This is a genomic window from Erythrobacter sp. JB1-15 (genome assembly GCF_057365035.1).
On record NZ_CP200295.1, the window covers coordinates 3072463 to 3091423 of the forward strand.

The window sequence follows — 18961 nt, forward strand, 5'->3', positions numbered from 1 at the left end:
TTTCTGCTTACGCCCAAGATCATTGGCGCAAGGCTTAGGCCGGGTCAATTTTGAGATGGTCATAGGCTTTCCTCGCTTTCGCCAGCTTGAACGGATGGTTCAGCCGGTCGTCTAATATCAGGCAGAACCGGCTCGGGCGCTGCTGGCGGGTTGTTATTGTTATTGGGGTTAAGCACTTGCAGCCGCCCATCAGATCCCGGCAGCGACCCGCGATTGGCAGGATCGCCGACAAACGCAGGATCCCAGAAAGATCGCACCATCGTAGCCAGATCATAAAAGTTTTCAGAGCGCACATTCACATTGAAACGGATCGGCAGTTTGGCCAGACGGCGAGTGATAAAGTTGCTTTGCGCGCCTTCGCCCTGACTCACCCCGTCAAAGGTCATATTGGTGATGATCTCACCGGCCAGATCGCCGTTAAGCCCGATGCTCATCTGCGAATAATTAAGGCTGCGCAGCGACTGAAAGGCGTAATTGCCCATCGCGCCCAGATCTTCATACGTCAGTTCCCCGACATAAGCGATATTGCCGCCCGGCGGGCGCGATATGAGCAAACCGCCTTCGATCAGGCCATTGCCGTCTGCGTCAAACACCACAGGGATGGTGCCGTCGAAGGCGCCCGTCGCGTTCAGATTGGTCAGTTCCAACTGCGAGATAAACTTGGACGCATCAAGCCCGACAATTTCAAATACAAAGCGCTGCTGCCCGCTGCCGCCATAGCGGAGCTGGGCCGGGCGCAGGATCAATTCGCCGCCCATGAACGGCCAGCGCCCTTCTTTTACGTCCACCAATTCGCCATTGGTAAGCGAATAGCGGATCTGGCCTGCCAGCACCTCAATACCCGGATTGACAGAGGCGATAGTGATTTGCTGATCGGGCGCCGTGGTAAGGCCGAGCAGGTCGGTGAACACAATCTCGCCGCTTAATCCTTCAACCGGGCCAAAGGCGGCGGCAAAGTCAAAATCATTGGTGCTAAATACGCCGGAACTTGTCACCGCATCCGGGGTCCAGTTGATTGTCCCGCTGCCGGCAACGGTCCCATCGGCAAAGGCGATCACACCTTCTGTAAGATAGGTGAGCTCAACAGGTTCCAGCCCCCGGCCAAATGTAACACCCGGCACATCGAGCAAAGCCTGCCCGGCCCCGCTGCCCAGATCATGCGCGATCTGAACCGTCGTTATCAACTGGCTCGAACCGGGATGACGCAGATCAGCCGATGCGCGAATATCGCCGCCCTGCAAAGTCAGCTGCGCGCCATCGGCGTTAAGCGGGTTGAAACGCGGCGCGCCGTCCGTGCGTTCACTGACGGTCAGGGCCGCCTCGTCTACGATTAAGGCGCTGTCGGTATACCGCCACTTGCCCGCAATATCGGTAAAGTTAAGCGGCACAGGATCAATCGCGGCGCTGCCCTGTGCGAAATCACCGCGAACAAACGCGCCATCCTCGCCGTCATTGTCTGAGCCGCCTACAAAATCGCCCGTCAGGCTGGCGGCCATCAAATCAACACCGCTGGTGGGATTGCCGATGCGCACCGCGACATCGCTCAATTCGAACGGCGCGGGGTATCTGAGTGCCGTTTGGCTGCTGGTAAGAGTGATCGGCGATCCGGCCAGTTCCCCGCGCAGATCGAGCCCTTCGGTCACAGCCGCGAGCTTTAAAGCGCCGGAATAGGTTATCATTGCGCGCGCGCCCGGTTCAGGACACAGCGTCAGGCTTTGCGCTTGCAAGGACAGATCATACAGCGTCAGCGCGCCGAACTGCGCGCTCGTGCATTGTTCGCCGAGCGCAATGGCACCTTGGCGCGAAATCGTGCCCGATAGCGGCAGAGTAAGCTGATTGATCGTCCCGCCAGGAATATCGCCGCTGGTTTTCACAATGCCGGTAAAACGCATCGCGCCGTCCCGGCTCTGGCGCAGCTCGAACCGGGGCACCGCAACGCGATTGGCTCCGTCTGTATAATCGGCCATCGCCATCCGGTACGTCAGCGCCCCTCGCCCGCGTTGCTGCATGCGGCCAGTGATCTGCGGCAAACCAGCACCGCCTGTGATAAAGTTTCCGGTGAGCGAGCCAGTCCGCGCAGACCCAGCAGGAGACCAACTGACCCGCGAAAGCGCCAGCAAAGGCACACCCGATGCGCTCACCACGCGCCCTTCGGGCACTATCAGCGCAAGGCCATTGCCGCTTTGCCGCACAGTCACATTAGCCGCGAGCGATGCGCCCCTTGCCTGGCTGTCGAGATTGCGTGTGGCTTTGGTCAGCAGCGGCTCCAGCATTGTGCCTGCCAGCCCCGCTTTGGCATCAGCGACCAGCGCGCTTGCCGTGGTGCCGGGGGTCAGATTGCGCCCTGTGATATCAGCGTTCCATTCGGTGTCGCCGCTGGCAAAGGCGCTGCGGAGCGATCCATCGGCGCTGACAGATTGCATACCGCCATAGGGTGTTATGAGCGCTTGAACCGCGATATCATGCGCCAGATTGGCTCCGTCCGCGTCCAGCCCCAATTGCGCAGTGCCCTTGACCGCTCCGCCCGATATTCCGGCATAGCCCAATTGCTGCGCGGCGATGACAAACCGGCCATCAAGCTTGGAAAAATCCTCCACAGTGGACAGCTCAGCGGCAATATCGGCAGACCCAAGTTTTGCGCCCTCGCAATCCGCATCGCGCACCCGCAATGGCCCGGAAAATTGCGGCAGGCCTGCATCAATCGTGAGATCGCCATAAAGGGTCGCCTTGTCGGCTTTGCAGCTTTGCGTGCCAAAGCCGGGCGCGGTCGCGGCCAGCTTTCCAGCAAAGCCATCATCCAGCATGCCTTCGCCTTCAAGCTTCAGCCCGATCCTGCCATAATCGCTTTCAATCACGCCGCGCGCATCGACAATCGCGACATCAAGCGCGGGCAAGCCCCCTTCCCCCTCGCCATAGATAGCAGGGTCAAGCGCGCCAAAGCTGAGATTGCCATCGCGCAAAGTGCCATAAATCCGCGGATTGATCGCGGTGATGCGGCCGATTTGCGGCGCGCCCCAGCCGTAATCCACCTCCGCCACAATCCGCTCAATCGTCAGATCAGGGCTGGCTTCATCACCAATGACAAAGTTTTCGATAATCTGGCGCTGCGGCCCGATTGAGACGATGTCATATGCGGCCTCAAGCTCGCTTCCTGCAAGCGCATCGTCGATCAAATTGCCTGCAATTCGCTCGCGGCTGAACCAGAACACCACGCCTGCAATCACGACAAATGCAAGGATTGCAATCGCCACGCGCCCCAGCCACCAAAAGCGCCCGCCATTGCGGCGCGGTTCGGAATTCGGAATGTCGCGATCCATATTGCAGCAAACCTTGCGCATATCGCGCGCCAAAGGCAATGAAGCATGCACGTTTTTGGCGGAAAGGATCATTTTGGCTCAGGCGGAGGATCATTTTGATTTTGGTGATGAGCCTGCCGCAAAGGCTCAAACCGAGCCGGCTAAAACCGCATCAGATGCCGGAAAAACCGCAGGATTGGGCCACCGCGCACGGCTGCGCGAACGATTGCTGAAAGGCGGGGCAGAAGCGCTCGCCGATTATGAAGTGCTCGAATATTTGCTGTTTGCGGGCATCCGTCAGGGCGATACCAAACCTCTCGCCAAGGAACTGCTCAAACAATTTGGCACACTTGCAGGCGTGCTCAATGCTGATCCGCATGCCTTGAAACGGGTAAAAGGCGTGGGCGAAACCACCGCTGGCGCATTAAAAGCTGTCAATGTGGCCGCCCGCCGGATGGCTCGCAGCGAAGTCACGCAAAAGCCCGTTCTATCCAGCTGGCAAGCGCTGATTGATTATCTCGCGATTGATATGGCGCATCTGACAGTTGAGCGGGTGCGCATCCTTTATCTCGACACCAAGAACCGCCTGATCGACGACCACCATGCCGCCGAAGGGTCGATTGATGAGGCATCTATCCATCCGCGCGAGGTGATCCGCCGCGCAATGGATGTGGGCGCAAGCGCGCTTATCATGGTGCACAACCACCCCAGCGGCAATCCCGAGCCAAGCCGCGCGGATATTCAAATCACGCAGAAACTGGCTGAGGCAGGCCGATTGCTGGGTGTGACTGTCCACGATCACGTGATTATCGGGCGCGAAGGGCATGTCTCGCTGCGCGCAAAGGGCCTGATCTAAGGCTGACTTAGAGCTTTTCGGTGATGAGCCTGACGCCCGAATGCTGGGCAAAAAAGCTCCACATCCAATTGATAACCACTGTCACACGGTTGCGCGCGCCCGTCAGAAATCCGACATGAACCAGCCCCCACAGCCACCACGCAGCAGAGCCCGAAAGGTGGAAGCGCCCAAAATCTGCGACTGCCGATTTGCGGCCAATGGTCGCGAGGCTGCCCTGGTGTTTGTAAGCGAAGGGATCAGGCGCATCCTTGCCCAACAGTTCCCGCTCGACAACTTTGGCAACATGCAGACCTGCCTGCTTGGCCGCCGGAGCAAGGCCGGGGACCGGATTGCCATCCCATGCCCGGCTGCCAGCCGTGTCGCCAATCGCAAAGATATCATCCGAGGCAGCCTCGCCCATTTTGACGCGCAGATGCTCATCCACTTCCACTCGTCCTGATCGGTCGCTTTGCGCTCCCAGCCAGCGCGCAGCAGGCGATGCAGCAACGCCCGCTGCCCACAGCACCGTTTCGGTCTCGATCCGGCCCGCTTCGCCAATTTGCACATGGGTCTCGGCGATATCTGTCACTCTGCTGCCCAAGCGGATCTCGGCGCCCAATGCTTTGAGCGATGCCGAAGCCTTTTCCGAAAGGTCTTCGGGAAAAGCGGGCAATATCCGCTCACCCGATTGCACCAGAATTACGCGCGCCGAAGCGGGGTCCACAGTGCGAAATTCGCGCGCGACATTGATCTTGGCCAGTTCCGCAATCGCACCTGCCAATTCGACCCCTGTGGGCCCGGCGCCGACAATCACGAAAGTCAGCAAGCGCTTGATCCTTTCAGGGTCATTGCTGGCTTCGGCCTGTTCAAAGGCATTCAGGATCGCCCCGCGCACCGCCACGCCGTCTTCAATTGTTTTGAGACCCGGCGCAAATGCGCCCCATTCATCCTTGCCGAAATAGCTGTGCGTTGCGCCCGTGGCGATTACCAGCTTGTCAAAACCGATCACCTGGCCATCGCCCATTGCGATTGATTTTGCTGCTGCATCCACCCCTGCCACTTCGCCTTTAAGCACACGCACATTGCCATCTGCGCGGAACAGGCTGCGAATGGGGGTTGCGATATCGGCGGGGTTCAAAGTGGCGGTCGCGATCTGATAAAGCAGAGGCTGGAACAGATGATAATTGCGCTTGTCGATCAATGTGATGCGCACGGGCAATCGTTTCAGCCTGCTAACCGCTGCCAATCCGCCAAATCCTGCGCCCACCACCACAATGTGCGGCCATGTATCCGGAATATCGGCATAATCGCGATCAAACAGGATGTTGCGCTCCATCCAGCCCCAGATCAACCGGTCGATAGAAAGCAGCCCTGCCCCTTTCGCTTCGTAGATGGCCAACAGCAGGAACGGGAAAAAGGTCACATTGGGATGCGCGCCTGCGACCATGAACAGGCCGATGAGGAAAAACAGCGCGTATGATACAAGTCCGGCTCCGATCCCTGCGACTAAAAGCCCCGCAAAAAGGATCGCCAGCCAATCAGGAAAACCGGCAAAAATGGTAATCGGCAACCATGTCTGGATGCTGACCGGGGGTTCGATGATATCAGCATAAGCGAGCAGCGCTGCACCAAGCCACAGCCGCGTGATCGCCATGATTACAAGCGAAACATTATCGCGCAGCCACTCACCTGCTGCAACAACCGGACGCGCGAACGGCAAAGCGCTTTGCTTCAGTCCCGATGCCAACACGCGGTCAAGCGAGAACGCGGCAGGGCCGTGCACCGCATACCATAGCAAAATGGCAATGATGATGAGATTGGTGGTGGTCGGCACATAAACGGCCTGCGCAATGATTGTCAGCGCCGCCATGGCAATAGCGGCAGGCCGGGTGAACAGGCCCAGCAGCAAAAACGCCGGCGCGATTAGTTCAATCGTCAGACCTGTTGCCGCCGCATTTTGTGCGCTCATCCAGGTGACAGGATATTCGTTGGCGGCGAGATAGACTGCCTGATCCCAGTCGCTGACTTTGACCAGCCCCGACCGCAGGAACCACAGAGCAACAAAGAACCGGATCGCGGCATCGGTGAACGGCCAGAACAGCTCCGTCCCGCCCGCATACCATTTGGCCCAGCGGCGCAAAGTCACCCGGATGAAGGGCGACAAACGCTCTTCCTGTAATACTGGCGGCACAGAACCAGCAGCCGGTAAACGAGCGCTCACCATATCGAAATCCTCCTGCAAGCGGGTTCGGAGGATCTAGAGATAAGTTACAGCTGGTTTGACAAAGCTTGCACGGCTCAGTCCAAAACAGCAGCCCGCGCGGGTGCGGTCCAACCTAAATATCAAAACCCCATTGGCGATAAACGGCGCGCAGACTGGGATCGCGTGCAAGCCCATCATCGATATCAGACTGCCCGCCCCGGTCCCCTTTGGCAAGGCGAATGATACCGCGCAGCAGCACCGATGCGGCCTGATTTGGGCTAAGCTCCAGCGCCGCGTCAACATCGCTCAAGGCTTTTTCATACATGCCATTGCGCAGGAACATCATCGCCCGGCTATCAATCGCATTGGCGGTGTTGTCAGCGTTTTCTACCGCTTTGGTGCAGGCCGATACGCCATCATCCATGCCGATCTGCCACACGCCCATATACCAGCATTGCTGATTAAGCAGATAGGGATTGTTGGGTTTATCGATCAACAGGTCCGAAATGCGCAGCAAGCCCTGCTGCGGGTTTCCTTCGAGCGCGTCCACTTCGGCCAGAGCAACCGCAAGTTCCTCACGCACATTCTCATCGCCGTCTTCATATTCCAGAATTTCGCGAGCTTCATTGAGTTCACCCAGCAAAGCGAGCGTTTCAGCCAGTGCAATCGCCCGTGATGGGGTCGGATCAAGCGCATAGGCTTCTTCCAGATCGGCTTTCTGGCTTTTCTGATCGCCAAGCATTGCATGAACCGTCGAACGCTGGCCGAAAAACTCCGCTGTCGGCTCCAGCTCGACGACTTTATCCATATCTTCCAGCGAACCGGCAAAATCAAACGTGTCAAACCGGAATGCCGCACGAAGAATGTACGGGTTCATTTCATCCGGATCGTTTTCGATCATCTTTGCATAGGCTTTGGCCAAGGGCTCCAGCGCGCTGCGATCTTTCTGGGTCGCATAACGCCAGATACGCGGTGCATCATCGGGCGCGATCAGCAGCGGCTTCTGGCGGACGAGTGCCGCTGCTTTGCGGCGTTCTTCGCGGAACGCCTCTGGCGCGGTTTCCCCGCCCAGGCTGGTCAGTTTTTCAAGCGCGGTCAATCGCATGCCGTTGAGCGCGATTGTGCGCTCATAATGCTTGCCTGCAATCGTGACATCAATCGGCTGAGCATCGCGCAGTTCATACCCGCCCGGTGCATCAGGCAGCGTGAGGTCGATTGACATCTGCACGCTGCTCGGCGCGCCATTGCGCACTGGGATTTCGCGCCATTCGCGCCGGGTCCGATTCGGGGAAAACCGCATAGCTTCGGCAAACATGCCAATCGATGCTTCCCCGCGAGGCCCATCAAATTCGAACGAAGGCGACGACACGCCCTTTATCACCATGGTCGCTTCGCTGTCATCTTCGCCGGGAATGATGTCAAACTCGACCATGGCCAATTCATTGCTCATCCCGCGCGACATTGCACGTTTGCGCTCTTCGGTGATTTTCTCCGCCGCTGCGGTGAATTGGGCCGCGGCTGGGCCATAAAACTTGGCGGTCATGGTGACCAAAGTGGGCACATCAACACCGGCCGAGGCATCGACCGTGATGGTATTGGAAACCTCAGGCGTGCGCGGCAAAACCTGCTCTATGCGCTCAATATCACCGCCGCTTGCCCGGATCGGCAGCGCGTATTCGAAATTCGGCACATTGCCGACGACATTGATGTTCGCGCCCAGCGACGTGCCATCAAGGTAATACAGATTACCGCCAATGCTCGCGCGCACCAGCACGTGATCGAACGCGCCGGGCAAAGGCAGCGATACAGGCACCAGATTGCCTCTGCGCGAGGATACCAGAACGGGTTCTGCGGCAATTCCCAGCTCATCAAGAATAGCGAGCAGGATCACCGTTTTGGCTTTGCAATCGCCGTATTTCTTATCCCAGGTGGTGGCGACATCCTGCGGCAGGTAATTCCCGCCATCCAGCCCGTTGAGCAAATAGCGGATGTCTTCCTGCACCAGTTCGAGCGCCGCGACCGCGCGTTCCAGATCGGCGGAATATTGGGTGCGAATATCCTCCACCTTCGCGCTCAAATCATCCAATCCCGCCAGCGCGCCATTGGTTTCGTAATAGGGCGCCATCACGCTTGATACATCGGACCATGCCTCAAACGTGCCCAATTGCAGGATCGTGCCTGCTTGATACCGCAGCGGCGCATCGCTGGGAATGTCGTCTGCTTTCTCAAGCGGCAATGTCACCTCAAGCGTGGTGAAGCCGCCCTCGTCATCGGTTGCGGGCACGTCAAGGTTTGGCCCTGCCTTATATTGAACGCCCAAACCCTTGGGCCACGAAGCGCGCACGCGGGCAAAATCGGCTTCTTGCGTGTTGCCTGAACCGCTACCGGGAAACCCGCCATTTTCCTGCTTGCGCCACAGATAAGACTGGCTTTGCACCTGATCGCCCAAAGCCTGATCGGACGTCGTCACCGAATATCGCAGGCGCAATTCATCGCCCACTTGCAATCCGGGCACTGCCATGGTCGCAGTAAGCGATCCATCGAGGATGCGCTGTTCGAGCATCCGTTCGCGGCGCAGCACTTCCATTTCTTCACCCGCCGCGATCAGGTCGATCACTTCGCCATCACGCAAGATTGCAACTTCGTGGACGATTAGATCGCCCTTATCGGGCAGCCACTGGGCCTTTAGCGTGCCGACATTGGACAGATCGGCAAGGCTGGAGATTTTGTAGACGAGATCTTTGTATTCCCACAAACGCCCTTCGATAATGCGCAGCTGCGTGTCATTCACCAGCATTGAATTGCCGGGATCGCGATCAATCGTATCGAGAAAGGCAGGCTCAATCCAATCGGGCGCAGGCTCGTAAATCGGTTCATCGCCCGCGAGCGACGCCGAAGACCACACCAATGCGGCAACGCAAATACCTGCGCGCCAAGTTCGAATTGTCATGAATAAGCCCCAGAAATCAAAGTGTAGAATTGCAGTTTATAAGTGAAACTAGGCGAGTCAAACGGTTTTGGAAATCACTCCAAAGGAGAAAAACGTCCAAATCCGGCACCAATTGGGGTATTCGCAGGTGTCCGTTATCGGGGACAAGCCAGCTTCTGACGCACCGCACACTCTTGCCAAGCGCGCCTGCGGATCATAGCCGCACGCCAAGCGCATTGATGCGCACCACCGCAAAGGAAAGCTGATCCCATGGTCCCGCGTTATGCCCGCCCCGAAATGTCTGCCCTGTGGGAGCCGGAGGCGAAATTTCGCATCTGGTTCGAAATAGAGGCGCATGCGACGCAAAAGCTCGCCGACCTTGGCGTGGTGCCCGAAAGCGCGGCGAAAGCGCTGTGGGATTGGTGGGCGACCAATCCTGCCATCGATGTCGCCGCGATCGACGCCATCGAAGCGGTGACAAAGCACGATGTGATCGCCTTTCTCACCTGGGTCGCAGAACAAGTCGGCGATGAAGCCCGCTTTATGCATCAGGGCATGACCAGCTCTGATGTGCTCGATACGACGCTGTCAGTGCAATTGGCGCGCGCATCCGACATATTGCTGGCCGATCTTGATGCGCTGCTGGCCGCGATCAAAACCCGTGCTGAGGAACACAAGTTCACCCCCACAATCGGGCGCAGCCACGGCATCCATGCAGAACCTGTGACTTTCGGGCTTAAACTGGCGCAAGCCTATGCCGAATTTGACCGCTGCCGGGCGCGGCTGGTGGCAGCGCGCGCGGAAATTGCGACCTGCGCCGTGTCAGGCGCGGTGGGCACCTTTGCCAATATCGATCCATCGGTTGAAGATTATGTTGCCGATCAGCTTGGCCTTACCCCTGAACCCATCAGCACACAGGTGATCCCGCGCGACCGCCACGCAATGTATTTCGCCACTTTGGCGGTGATTGCGGGCTCGATCGAGCGGTTGGCGGTGGAAATCCGCCATTTGCAGCGCACCGAAGTGCTGGAAGCAGAAGAGTATTTCTCCAAGGGCCAAAAGGGCTCATCGGCCATGCCGCACAAACGCAATCCGGTGCTGACCGAAAACCTCACTGGCCAGGCGCGCATGATCCGCAGCTATGCGATGCCTGCGCTTGAAAATGTCGCGCTGTGGCATGAACGCGATATCTCGCATTCCTCGGTTGAGCGCTATATCGGCCCCGATGCGACAATTGCGCTCGATTTCAGCCTTGCGCGGCTGACGGGTGTGGTGGAAAAATTGCTGGTCTATCCTGAGCGGATGCAGGCCAATCTTGATAGCATGGGCGGGCTTGTGCATTCGCAGCGCGTGCTACTTGCGCTCACTCAGGCAGGCGTCAGCCGCGAGGATGCCTATGCCATCGTGCAGCGCAACGCGATGAAAGTGTGGGAAAGCTCAGGCAAACTGTCGCTGCTTGATCTGCTGAAAGCCGATGGCGAGGTAACCAAAGTGCTGAGCGAGGATGAGCTGGAGGAGAAATTCGACCTCGCCTACCATTTCAAACATGTCGAGACGATCTTTAACCGCGTGTTCGGCTAAACTCACCCTACCCGGCCGGGCTTTATCTGCCTGACCGGGCCCTAAGAGTCTGCCCAGACTTGGCCCGTCAAACTGGACTTAGCGCGCAAAAAGCCTAGGCTGAGCGTGACCGAAGCAATTCAAAACAGGGGTTCACCTCGTGCAAATCGTGCGCACTCTTATCTGGGTTTTGGTGACAGTGTTCGTCGCTATCTTCGTGCTGATCAATTATGGAGAGCCGCAGCGGGTTAAGTTCTGGCCTTCTGCTGACCCTGTCGGGTTTGATTGGCCGGTTGGCGTCATTGCGCTGGTTTTCTGGCTGCTTGGTGTGGTGCCGTTCTGGATCTACCATCGCGGCGTCAAATGGAGCCTTAATCGGCGCATTCGAAGCCTAGAAAGCTCAATCAAATCCAACGCCCTATCGCGCAGACCTGATATTGCACCTGAGGTGGATTCACCAGTGGATAAGCCTGTGGAAACCGCCGGGAGCGATGGGGGATTGTCACCCGGCCAAGGCGCCTCGACATGAGCAATCCGATCTTTCTTGCGCTGGATGTGCCGCAGGTTGATCCCGCGCTCGCGCTTCTCAAAAAGGTGAAGTCGCATATTGGCGGGGTAAAGTTGGGGCTGGAGTTTTTCTGCGCGCATGGCGGACACGGCGTGCACGAGATTGCGCATATGGGCCTCCCCATTTTTCTCGATCTCAAGTTTCACGACATTCCCAACACTGTCGCCGCTGCCATGATGGCGGTGCATGTCTATGAACCTGCCATCGTTACGGTCCATGCATCGGGCGGGCGCGCGATGATGGAGGATGCCAAGGCCGCGGCCGCCGAAGGGTGCAAAGTTGTCGCGGTGACCACGCTCACCAGCCTCGACAGCAATGACCTCACCGATACAGGCATTTACGGCAGCGCTGAGACGCAGGTGATGCGCTTGGCCGAATTGGCTGAGAAAGCGGGCCTCGATGGGATTGTGTGCTCGGGCCGCGAAGTCGGCAAAGTGCACAAGCAATGGAAAGACGGGTTCTTCGTCGTCCCCGGCCTTCGTCCGTCAGGCTCAGGCACAGGCGATCAAAAACGCGTCGTCACCCCGCGATCAGCCCGCGACAATGGCGCCAGCGTGCTGGTGATCGGCCGCCCGATCAGCCGAGCGGATGATCCGGTCGCGGCAGCCCGCGCGATTGAAGCGACGCTTTAACTATTTGAGTTTTAAGACCTATGCAAATCAAAATCTGCGGGCTGAAAACCCCGCTTGCCATCAACACCGCTATTGATGCGGGTGCGACTCATATTGGCCTGGTTCACTTTGCGCAAAGCCCGCGCCACGTGGCGCTCGATATGGCGGCAACCTTGCGCGGGTTGATCGCAGGAAGGGCGAAAACCGTTCTGCTGCTCGTGAATGCCTCGGTTGAGGAAACGGGGCACGCGATCGACACCGTCAAACCCGACATCGTTCAGTTTCATGGCCGCGAAACGCCGGAATGGACGGGATTGGTGCGCGAAAAAGGCAGGGTCGAAGTGTGGAAAGCGCTGGGCGTGCGCGATGCAGAAACGCTGACGAAATCCGCCCGCTTCGAAGGCAAAGTTGACCGTTTGCTGTTCGACGCCCCAGCGCCAAAACCCAAAGATGGCAGGCAAGCTCTGCCCGGCGGCAATGGCGCCGCGTTTCGCTGGGAGCTGTTGAAGGAATTTGAGCACACCGTGCCATGGGGCCTTGCAGGCGGGCTAACCCCTGAAAACGTCGCCGAAGCAATCGATCTGACAGGTGCTGATCTGGTCGATACATCATCAGGGGTCGAAACCGGCCCCGGCATCAAGGACGTGGACAAGATCAAGGCCTTCTGTCAGGCGGCGCTGCAATCATGAACAAACAACCCAATTCCTTCCGCAATCAGCCCGATGACCGCGGGCATTTTGGCGAATTTGGCGGACGCTATGTCGCTGAAACGCTGATGCCGCTGATCCTTGATCTGGAACGCGAATATCGCGCCGCGCAGGCTGATCCGGCCTTTCAGGCCGAATTTGACGACCTTCTGGAACATTATGTGGGCCGCCCTTCCCCGCTCTATTACGCCGAGCGGCTGACCGAGGAACTGCGCAAAACTGCCAAAGCAGGAATGGGCGCGCAGGTCTGGTTTAAGCGCGACGAGCTTAATCACACCGGCGCGCACAAAATTAACAACTGTATCGGTCAAATCCTGCTCGCGATCCGCATGGGCAAAACGCGCATTATCGCTGAAACAGGCGCAGGCCAGCACGGGGTTGCGACCGCGACGGTGTGCGCGCGGTTCGGCCTGCCCTGCGTCATCTATATGGGCGCAGAAGATGTCGCGCGCCAATCGCCCAATGTGTTCCGCATGAAACTGCTCGGCGCGGAAGTCGTCCCCGTCACCAGCGGCGGCGCGACTTTGAAAGACGCGATGAACGAAGGCCTGCGCGACTGGGTCGCGAATGTCCACGACACTTTCTATATCATCGGCACGGCGGCAGGCCCGCACCCCTACCCGGAACTCGTGCGCAATTTTCAAAGCGTCATCGGCACCGAAGCGCGCGCGCAATTGCTCGCCCGCATTGGCCGGCTGCCCGACCTGCTGATTGCATGCATTGGCGGAGGCTCAAACGCTTTGGGCCTGTTCCATCCGTTCTTGGACGATGTGGATGTAAAAATGCTCGGCGTTGAGGCGGCAGGCCACGGTCTTGATGGCGATGAGCACGCGGCAAGTCTCTTGGGCGGAGCGCCCGGCGTGCTGCACGGCAACAAGACCTACCTACTGCAAGACGAAGACGGTCAGATCACCGAAGGCCACTCGATCAGCGCAGGACTAGACTATCCCGGCATCGGCCCCGAACACGCCTGGCTGAAAGAAAGTGGGCGGGTTGAATACACTGCGGTTACTGATGATGAGGCCCTCGAAGGCTTCCAACTTCTCTGCCGGACCGAGGGGATTATTCCTGCGTTGGAGCCCTCCCATGCCCTCGCAGCAGTCGCGAAACGCGCACCGCAAATGCGCGAGGACGAGATCATCTGCATGAACCTGTGTGGGCGCGGCGATAAGGACATTTTCACCGTGGCCGAGAAGCTTGGGGTGGAGATGTGAAGTGCGATTGGCGGTTGCTGATTGCTGCCCTTTCGGTCCTATCGTCCTTCGCGATGGGCTACTTGTACAGTTTGGCACTCATTACGCGTGTCGTCGATTGGGAGAGAAATGGAGACCCTTGCCGACGCGCGAGAGAGGACGGCATTCACTTTGGCTTTTGCCAGCCGGTAGCTCCAGAATTTGAAAGGTATCTTGCGATTGCTTGGATTGGCTTCACGATTTTAGCTCTCGGGCTAATTGTTTGGGCAATGATACGACCCAAAAAGCCCTCTCACCTTCAGGGGAGAGGGTTGGGAGAGGGGTAATGCGCGACCCTCGCCTCACGAACAGGGCCAAAGAAATGCGCAAGGTCATGCCAGAGCCCGAACGTCGGATGTGGCATCAGTTGAGAGCCGAGCGGTTCCAAGGGATCAAGTTTCGCAGGCAAAAGGTGATTGGGAACTACATCGCTGATTTTGTCTCAAACGCGCCCAAGTTGGTGGTTGAAATTGATGGTGACACTCATGCAGGCCAACAAAACTACGACGCGGCAAGAACACAATATTTGAACGATCAGGGATACACGGTGATCAGATTTTCAAACCTTGAAGTGATGGACAATATGGATGGTGTTTTGACCCGTTTGGGCGAAGTTGTGGCTGATTTGCAGGCAAGTCCCCCTCCCCCAACCCCCTCCCCTGAAGGTGAGGGGGCTTTGTGATGACCCGCCTCCAATCCGCCTTCTCCAAACCCCACCCCGCCTTCGTCGCTTTCATCACTGCCGGCGATGGCGACACGGCGGCCAATCTTGACGCGCTCGTCGCAGGGGGAGCTGACGTTATCGAGCTAGGTATGCCATTCACCGATCCGATGGCGGACGGGCCTGCTATTCAGGCTGCTAACCTGCGCTCGCTTGGCGCAGGGACCACCACGGAGGACGTGTTCAAAATTGCGGGCGATTTTGCTCAGCGACACCCTGATGTCCCGCTGATCCTGATGGGATATGCCAATCCGATGATCCGCCGCGGTGCGCCTTGGTTTACGAAACGATGCTACCGGGCGGGCGTCGATGGCGTCATCTGCGTCGATATGCCGCCTGAGGAGAACGCAGAGCTCGCCGAAGAACTTGACGGGCATGACGTTGCATGGATCCCGCTGGCAACCCCGACCACGACGGATGAGCGCCTTCCCGCCGTGCTCACCAATGCAGATGGATTTCTCTATTACGTCTCCGTCGCCGGTATCACAGGGCTGCAACAAGCCGCGCAAAGCTCTATTGCCGATGCTGTCAAACGTCTTAAAGCGGCCACTGATCTTCCCGTCGCGGTCGGGTTCGGAGTACGCACGCCAGAGCAAGCCGCGCAGATCGCCAAAGTTGCAGATGGTGTGGTTGTTGGCTCTGCCCTCGTTGACTTGGTGGGCGAATATGGCGCAGATGCTCCGGCTAAGTTACAAGAGCTGACGGCAAACATGGTCGCTGCAATCAGGGAAGCAAAAACATGAGCTGGTTCAACAGAGTTCGCAATTCGCTCGGCTTTTCCGATGAGAAAAAGAGCACGGAAAAAGACCTTTGGATCAAATGCTCCAATTGCAAGGAAATGCTGTTTGTCGCCGAGTATGAGGAGAACCTCTCGGTCTGCCACAAATGCGAACATCACGGGCGCATTGGCGCAGATGCGCGGCTTGGCCTGCTGCTTGATCCCGGTTTTGACCTGCTGCCGCAGCCGCAGGTGACCGAGGATCCGCTGAAATTCAAGGATTCCAAGAAATACACCGACAGGCTGAAGATCGCGCGGGCAAAGAACCCGCATGATGATGCCTTTGTGGTGGGATCGGGCGCGATTGAGGGCAATCCTGCAGTCGTGGGCGTGCAGGATTTCGGCTTTATGGGCGGCTCCATGGGCATGGCGGTTGGTATGGCGTTTTGCGCTGGGGCCGAACGAGCTTTGGCGCGCAAGGCCGCCTATGTCGTGGTAACAGCGGCAGGCGGCGCGCGTATGCAAGAGGGTATTTTGTCCCTCATGCAAATGCCGCGGGCCACGGTGATGACGCGCCGATTAAAGGCAGCGGGCCTGCCCTACATTGTCGTGCTGACCGATCCGACCACGGGCGGGGTTACGGCAAGCTATGCGATGCTGGGCGATGTCCAGATCGCAGAGCCGGGCGCGCTTATCGGATTTGCCGGGCAGCGCGTCATTCAGGACACGATCCGCGAACAACTACCCGAAGGGTTCCAGCGCGCGGAATATCTGCACAAGCACGGCATGGTTGATATGGTGGTGCACCGGCGCGACCTGAAAACCACCTTGGCGCAGGTGCTCGATTACATGCGGCCCTCAGCGGCAGCGTAAGGCGCTCGCCTCTAACCATGCGAGATATGGGCCGTTCGGATGATCCGCGCGTTCAGGCGCAGCTTGATCGCCTGTCGGGATTGAGCATCCAGCGCGATGTTCTGGGGCTTGATGCGGTGCGCGAATTGCTGGCGCGGCTTGGCAATCCGCATAAAAGGTTGCCGCCGGTTTTTCATGTTGCAGGCACCAATGGCAAGGGATCAACTTGCGCTTTCCTGCGCGCGATGCTTGAGGCGCAGGGTTACCGGGTCCACGTAACCACTTCGCCGCATCTGGTGCGGTATAATGAACGTTTCCGGGTTGCGGGCAAGCTGATCGAGGATTCGCGGCTGGCTGAACTGCTCGAAGAGGTCTTCGATGCAGCAGAGGGGCTTGGGTGCAGTTTCTTCGAGATAACCATCGCGGCGGCCTTTACCGAATTTGCCCGCGTGCCTGCCGATGCGTGCGTGGTTGAAGTGGGCCTTGGCGGGCGGCTCGATGCTACCAATGTGATGGAGCCTGATGTGCTTGCTGCTTGCGGGATTGCAGCTTTGGGCATCGACCATGAGAAGTTCCTGCTCGCGCCAGAGGAAGGCGTTCCCAAAGAGCCGATCGCGCGGATTGCATTTGAGAAAGCGGGGATTGCGAAACCGGGTGTGCCTTTGGTCACTTTGGTGAACAGCTATCCGCCTGAAGCGCGCGCCGCCATCCGCGATGTGGCCCAGCGTGCTGGCGCCAAACTCGAAGAGAGCTATCTCAACTTCTACACCTCGCTTGGCGATGCTTACTACCACACAGATTACCTTGACGACACCCGGCTGCATTTCTCGCTTGTCGGTGAGCACCAGGCGCACAACCTTGGATTGGCGATCACGATGCTTCTCGCTCAAGATAAGTTATCGATAGACGACAAAGCCATCAAAAGGGGTGCCCGTAAGGCAAACTGGCCGGCGCGCATGCAACTTTTATCAAACGGTCCCCTAACCACGCTTACGGCATCACCCGTCTGGCTCGACGGGGGTCATAACCTAAGCGCAGGCGTCGCCATTGCTGAGGCGCTTGAAGGGCCGCTTCATCTTGTTCTTGGAATGCTTGACAATAAAAACCCGCGCGCTTTGCTTGATCCGCTAGGGGATCGCGTTCGCTCGCTTCGAATTGTTCCAGTACCCGGTCACGACGCACATCCTGCATCGGCCTTTGGCCCGGATGCGGTGGCAGCGGACAATCTGGAGGACGCAGTGCTCAGCCTTCCCGATGATGGTCTCCCCATCTTGATCGCAGGCTCGCTCTACCTCGCTGGCGAGGCGCTCAAGTTGAATGATGAAATCCCGGACTAACGCACAACGGTTGCAAAGCGGCCGCCCAGGTCGGCGCGGAACGCGCCCACCATGGGGTGGGCGGGCGCGGGCTCGCTGCTCTCGCAGGAAGCCGTTTCAAGTCTCCCGCCCCGCACTCCCCAGTGCATCATCGACCAGCCCTGCGCGCATCATCCATGCAAACAACACGATCCCCGGCAGCGCCAAAACGGTCGTCAGCAGATAGAACTGCACATAGCCCAGCCCCTCAATTAGCGCGCCAGCGCCTGTTCCTGTCAACAATCGTCCCACAATGCTCGCGCCCGCAGAGATCAGCGCATATTGCGCGGCGGTGAAGCGCAAGTCGCACAAAACCGAGAAATACGCGACCACCACCACGCCGCCAAATCCGCTGGCGAAATTCTCAAACCCTATCGCGCCAGCAAGGCCGAGATTGGAGTGCCCTGCCCCCGCCAATGCGGCAAAGCTGACATTCGAAACCGCCATCAGGATCAATGCCAGTAAGACAGAGCGCTTCAATCCCAGCCGCGCATAGATCACGCCGCCGGCGAATATGCCGATGATGTAGGCCCAAAACCCCACGCCCACATCGTACAAAGCGATTTCGTCATTGGAGTATCCAAGATGCTCAAACAGCAGGCGAAATGTCAGGTTTGCCAGCGTATCGCCGATTTTGTGGACAAGGATAAAGGCGAGCACCAGCCACGCGCCGTGCCGGGCGAAGAACTCCGCAAATGGCCCTGCGACCGATTGCCAGATCTCCCCCAGCCCGTGCCGTGCATTCATTGCCTTTCGCCTTGCGGGTTCGCCCATAATTAACGCGGTGAGCATAGCGGGCAAAGCAAAGCCCGCACATGCCAGATAGGCCGTTTCCCACCCATACCGCGCCGCCACCACCAGCGCGATGGCTCCCGCGCCAGCAGAGCCTACGCGCCAGCCATATTGGTTCATCCCTGCGCCAGTGCCCATTTGGTCAGGCCGCAATATCTCGATCCGGTAGGCATCGATCACAATATCAAAGGTTGCCCCTGCAATTCCCACCAGCACCGCTGCTATGATGGTGGCCGTCAAGCTGTCTGCGGGGTCAACCAGCGCAAGGTTCACCACCGCTGCGATCACCAAAGCGCCCGCTAGAACCATCCACGAAACCCGCTGACCCAGCGCGCCCAGAACGGGCAAGCGCACTCCGTCTACGATCCATGCCCAGAACACTTTGAGATTGTAGACCAGAAAAGCGAGGCTGAAAGCCGCGACCGTTTTCACATCGATCCCGTCCTGCGCCAACCGCGTCGTCAGCGTCGCGCCGATCATCGCATAGGGAAAGCCCGAAGAGACGCCCACCGCAAAGGCGGCGAGCACTTCCTTTTCAAAATAGGCTGCGCCCGCGCTCCAAAAGGTGCGCTGCTCGCTCAA

Annotated in this window: 14 protein-coding genes; 10 read left to right on the forward strand and 4 right to left on the reverse strand. The window is 58.4% G+C overall.

The window, feature by feature from the left end:
- Window positions 1-59 precede the first annotated feature (59 nt).
- A complete protein-coding gene (locus AC0V6L_RS14855) occupies window positions 60-3317 on the reverse strand; it encodes an intermembrane phospholipid transport protein YdbH family protein (RefSeq protein WP_486154936.1) in 3258 nt (1085 codons plus the stop codon).
- Here AC0V6L_RS14855 and radC point away from each other — a divergent pair.
- The gene (gene radC, locus AC0V6L_RS14860; RefSeq protein WP_486154937.1) at window positions 3304-4152 is read left to right on the forward strand and encodes a RadC family protein; all 849 of its coding nucleotides are present in this window, start codon (window positions 3304-3306) and stop codon (window positions 4150-4152) included. The genes AC0V6L_RS14855 and radC overlap by 14 nt on opposite strands.
- Window positions 4153-4159: 7 nt before the next feature.
- Here radC and AC0V6L_RS14865 read toward each other — a convergent pair whose 3' ends face one another.
- Complete coding sequence (locus AC0V6L_RS14865) at window positions 4160-6355, reverse strand: FAD-dependent oxidoreductase (RefSeq protein ID WP_486154938.1); 2196 nt, start codon at window positions 6353-6355, stop codon at window positions 4160-4162.
- A 112-nt stretch (window positions 6356-6467) separates the two neighbouring features.
- Window positions 6468-9284 (reverse strand): DUF3857 domain-containing protein, encoded by a 2817-nt coding sequence (locus tag AC0V6L_RS14870; protein ID WP_486154939.1) that lies wholly within the window; start codon window positions 9282-9284, stop codon window positions 6468-6470.
- A gap of 249 nt (window positions 9285-9533) precedes the next feature.
- Here AC0V6L_RS14870 and purB point away from each other — a divergent pair, with 249 nt between their 5' ends.
- The 9 genes from purB to AC0V6L_RS14915 all read left to right on the forward strand — a co-directional run bounded on the left by purB (window position 9534) and on the right by AC0V6L_RS14915 (window position 17569).
- Window positions 9534-10844: an adenylosuccinate lyase gene (gene purB / locus AC0V6L_RS14875; protein WP_486154940.1), complete on the forward strand. Its 1311-nt coding sequence runs from the start codon at window positions 9534-9536 to the stop codon at window positions 10842-10844.
- A 139-nt stretch (window positions 10845-10983) separates the two neighbouring features.
- A complete protein-coding gene (locus AC0V6L_RS14880) occupies window positions 10984-11352 on the forward strand; it encodes a LapA family protein (RefSeq protein ID WP_486154941.1) in 369 nt (122 codons plus the stop codon).
- Entirely contained in the window at window positions 11349-12023 is a 675-nt protein-coding gene (gene pyrF / locus AC0V6L_RS14885; protein ID WP_486154942.1) for an orotidine-5'-phosphate decarboxylase, read from the forward strand. The genes AC0V6L_RS14880 and pyrF overlap by 4 nt, the downstream gene beginning before the upstream one ends.
- Before the next feature lie 20 nt (window positions 12024-12043).
- Window positions 12044-12691: a phosphoribosylanthranilate isomerase gene (locus AC0V6L_RS14890; RefSeq protein WP_486154943.1), complete on the forward strand. Its 648-nt coding sequence runs from the start codon at window positions 12044-12046 to the stop codon at window positions 12689-12691.
- Window positions 12688-13923: a tryptophan synthase subunit beta gene (trpB, locus tag AC0V6L_RS14895; RefSeq protein WP_486154944.1), complete on the forward strand. Its 1236-nt coding sequence runs from the start codon at window positions 12688-12690 to the stop codon at window positions 13921-13923. Before AC0V6L_RS14890 ends, trpB begins: the two co-directional genes overlap by 4 nt.
- A 304-nt stretch (window positions 13924-14227) precedes the next feature.
- Window positions 14228-14623 (forward strand): endonuclease domain-containing protein, encoded by a 396-nt coding sequence (locus AC0V6L_RS14900; protein WP_486146653.1) that lies wholly within the window; start codon window positions 14228-14230, stop codon window positions 14621-14623.
- Window positions 14623-15405: a tryptophan synthase subunit alpha gene (gene trpA / locus AC0V6L_RS14905; protein WP_486146655.1), complete on the forward strand. Its 783-nt coding sequence runs from the start codon at window positions 14623-14625 to the stop codon at window positions 15403-15405. Before AC0V6L_RS14900 ends, trpA begins: the two co-directional genes overlap by 1 nt.
- Window positions 15402-16253, forward strand: coding sequence for an acetyl-CoA carboxylase, carboxyltransferase subunit beta (gene accD, locus AC0V6L_RS14910; protein WP_486146657.1), 852 nt, complete (start codon window positions 15402-15404; stop codon window positions 16251-16253). The genes trpA and accD overlap by 4 nt, the downstream gene beginning before the upstream one ends.
- 17 nt (window positions 16254-16270) lie before the next feature.
- Window positions 16271-17569 carry a bifunctional folylpolyglutamate synthase/dihydrofolate synthase gene (locus tag AC0V6L_RS14915; protein WP_486154945.1) on the forward strand — a complete coding sequence of 433 codons (1299 nt, stop codon included), beginning with the start codon at window positions 16271-16273 and terminating at the stop codon, window positions 17567-17569.
- A gap of 96 nt (window positions 17570-17665) precedes the next feature.
- On the opposite strand, the gene AC0V6L_RS14920 is transcribed toward AC0V6L_RS14915, so the two are convergent.
- Window positions 17666-18961: an AmpG family muropeptide MFS transporter gene (locus tag AC0V6L_RS14920; protein ID WP_486154946.1), complete on the reverse strand. Its 1296-nt coding sequence runs from the start codon at window positions 18959-18961 to the stop codon at window positions 17666-17668.